The organism is Planctomycetota bacterium (genome assembly GCA_026387035.1).
Lineage (GTDB): Bacteria > Planctomycetota > Phycisphaerae > FEN-1346 > FEN-1346 > JAPLMM01.
Genome location: JAPLMM010000292.1, coordinates 1 through 2,634, shown reverse-complemented (window position 1 = coordinate 2,634; position 2,634 = coordinate 1). Strand labels below are relative to the sequence as shown.

Sequence of the window (2,634 nt, the reverse complement as noted above, 5' to 3'; positions counted from 1 at the left end):
GCGGCATAAGCGGGATGCGTGTTCAGGCCGGTGCCCGTCGCGGAGCCGCCCAGCGGCAGTTCCTCGCACGCCTCGAGCGCCCGGTCGAGGTTCTCGACGGCGCGGCGAACGGCGAGGGCGTAGGCGGCGAACTCCTGGCCCAGGCGCACCGGGACGGCATCCTGGAGGTGCGTCCGGCCGCTCTTCAGGACGTGGCCAAAGGCGCGTCCTTTTTCCTCGAGCGCATCGGCGAGATGGTCGAGGGCCGCAAGGAGGTCCGTCCCCACCAGGAGGCAGGCCACCTGCATCGCCGTCGGGAAGGTGTCGTTCGTGCTCTGGCTCATGTTGACGTGGTCGTTGGGGTGGACCTCTTTGTAGGAGCCGAGGGGGGCGCCCCCTCGACATGCTCGGGGCGGTGAGCATGGTCGAACCGCGAGGATTTCGTTCGCGCGGTTCGCCAGGACCTCGTTGGTGTTCATGTTGAAACTGGTGCCGGCCCCGGCCTGGAAGACGTCCACGACCCATTGGTCGAGGAAGCGTTCTTCGTCGAGGACTTCGCGGCAGGCCTGCTCGATGGCGGCGGCGAGGCGGTCGTCGAGTTTCCCCAGGTCGCGGTTGGCCCTCGCGGCGGCGAGAGTTCTCGACGGCCCGCTGGGTCTGGGCGCCCCAGTAGGCCCCGGCGGGGACCCGGACCTCGCCGAGCGTGTCCTTCTCGGTGCGGAAAGCGTTCTTGGCCATGTCTCACTCTCCGTGGTTTCTATTTTCGATTTCCGATTTTTGATTGAACGGCTGCGCCGCGCGCTTGCTGTTGCCGTGACTTTTCAAATCGAAAATCTAAAATCGCAAATCGAAAATCTTTTCAAACCCGCCACCGCTCTCTTGGCCGCGTGCGATCACGTTGCCGCTCGTCCAAGCCACCAGGCCGCGCCGGGGCAACTCGCGGTTGGCCCGGCAAACCTCGACTTTCAAGTTCTCGAGCACGGGGCGCCTCTTTGCATGGCCGGGGCAGTCCGTTCGCGTACCACTCTACTCCTATTGCCGCCCGCAGGAAAGACGTTTTCGGGAGTGAAGGGGGGCGCCCTTTGTGCAATAAGTTTGGGGGTCGTGCGTTAGGCATGGAGTAAGTCAGAGCGGGGTGGGCCGCCGAAGAGGGAACCCCCCGCGGCGAAGGCAGAACGGGTGAGGCTCGCGGCGGGCGGACTCGCGCGCCGGAAGTCAAGTTGACGGCGGAGCAGGAAACGGCGCTGGCGCCGGCCGTGACGGAACTGAAGGCCGCCATCGCGACGTTCAAGGCGGCGGCGGTGAAAGTCCTCGGCGAGAAAGACGGCCCCGCGTACGCGATGCGCGCCGTCGGAAGGCTCGCGTATGGCGAACGGACGAGGGAGACCGAGAAGAAGACCGAAGGCGCGACCGAAGGCGGCACGAAGTAGTCGTCGGCGGAAGCAAAACGGATAAGGAAAGCGCGGCGGTCCCGACTAGTCGGGATCGCCGCGCTGCTTTTCGGCCCCGGCCTATTTCTACGCAGTTTTCTTCAACGCAGAGAACGCAGAGAGCGCGGAGAACTGCAAAGATAGGGGAACGGCAAACAACATGCTTTGTGAGCCGCTGACGGAAATCGCCTTGTCGTTGTTGCTCCATCCTCCCTCTGCGGCCTCTGCGATCTCTGCGTTGAGATAGCGTTGTAGAACTATCGGCTGTAGGTTCCCATGAGGCGTGCTTCGGCGAGGACGCGGCCCTTCATGGCCTTTTGGAGGGCCGCCTTGTTCGCCCCCGGCGCGAGGTCCAGCGGCGCGTCGAGCGCGTAGAGGACGAAGTGGTAGTGGTGCGTGCCGTGGCCGGGCGGCGGCATCGGCCCGCCGTAGCCGATCTTCGGCCACGAGTTGTTGCCTTGCATCGCGCCGCCCAGGTCGGGCAACGTCTTGGTCGTCGGCACGCCCTCGGGCAGTTGCCTCAAGGTCGCCGGCAGGTTCCAGACGAGCCAGTGGTCCCACGTGCCGCGCGGCGCGTCCGGGTCGTCGCAGATGAGGGCGAAGGATTTCGTTCCCTCCGGCGGGTCGGTCCACTCCAGCGGCGGCGAGCGGTCGTCCCCTTCTCCCGTGTGCCGGACGGGAATCCGCGCGCCGTTGGCGAACGCCGGGCTTGTGAGTTTCATCGTGGCCTCCGTTGGGGGCGGGCGGTCACACGTGGCGACGGCCAGGGCCGCAGCAAGCGCCAGCATCCGCGCCGCCCGCCGAACCGCTTTGCCGGGCTTCGTACCCATGTTCGCATCCCTTCTGCGAACCGTCCGCCCTCGCTTTCCCTTATCCATTATCCATCATGCGCGCCGCACCGGCCGGCTGCAAGCATGAAAACGGTTGCTCCGCCGCGCCGCCCGTCTGTAGAATACGGTCCACCCTATGCGGTTGGGCCGGTGGAGCCGGGCGCGATGTTTTACTCATTTGATTCTTCGATCGATCTGGCGACGTACGGCACGATGGTCGGCCGGCTGGTTCTGGCGGCGGCGTGCGGGGCGCTCATCGGCTGGCAGCGAGAGGCCCACGACAAGGCAGCCGGCCTCAGGACCCACATGCTCCTGGCCCTCGGCGCGTGCCTCTTCACGCTCGTCACCCTGCGCATCGGGTCGGGCGACCCGCTGCGCGTCGTCAAGGGGATGCT

General features: G+C 66.2%; 4 protein-coding genes and 1 pseudogene. 2 read left to right on the top strand and 3 right to left on the bottom strand.

The window, feature by feature from the left end:
• Window positions 1-717 (bottom strand): annotated as a pseudogene (locus NTX40_11170) (lyase family protein).
• A gap of 96 nt (window positions 718-813) precedes the next feature.
• Entirely contained in the window at window positions 814-960 is a 147-nt protein-coding gene (locus NTX40_11165; protein MCX5649634.1) for a hypothetical protein, read from the bottom strand.
• 239 nt (window positions 961-1,199) lie between these two features.
• On the opposite strand from NTX40_11165, the gene NTX40_11160 reads away from it, so the two are divergent.
• Window positions 1,200-1,409: a hypothetical protein gene (locus NTX40_11160; GenBank protein MCX5649633.1), complete on the top strand. Its 210-nt coding sequence runs from the start codon at window positions 1,200-1,202 to the stop codon at window positions 1,407-1,409.
• A 257-nt stretch (window positions 1,410-1,666) separates the two neighbouring features.
• Here the strand turns inward: NTX40_11160 and NTX40_11155 are convergent, their stop codons facing one another.
• The gene (locus NTX40_11155; GenBank protein MCX5649632.1) at window positions 1,667-2,239 is read right to left on the bottom strand and encodes a YbhB/YbcL family Raf kinase inhibitor-like protein; all 573 of its coding nucleotides are present in this window, start codon (window positions 2,237-2,239) and stop codon (window positions 1,667-1,669) included.
• A 165-nt stretch (window positions 2,240-2,404) separates the two neighbouring features.
• On the opposite strand from NTX40_11155, the gene NTX40_11150 reads away from it, so the two are divergent.
• Window positions 2,405-2,634 (top strand): MgtC/SapB family protein (locus NTX40_11150; GenBank protein ID MCX5649631.1); only part of this gene is annotated, 230 nt, incomplete at its 3' end.

Bases quoted from the DNA above. Each gene is read 5' to 3' on its own strand.
- NTX40_11155 (MCX5649632.1), bottom strand. From the start codon at position 2,239: ATGGGTACGAAGCCCGGCAAAGCGGTTCGGCGGGCGGCGCGGATGCTG.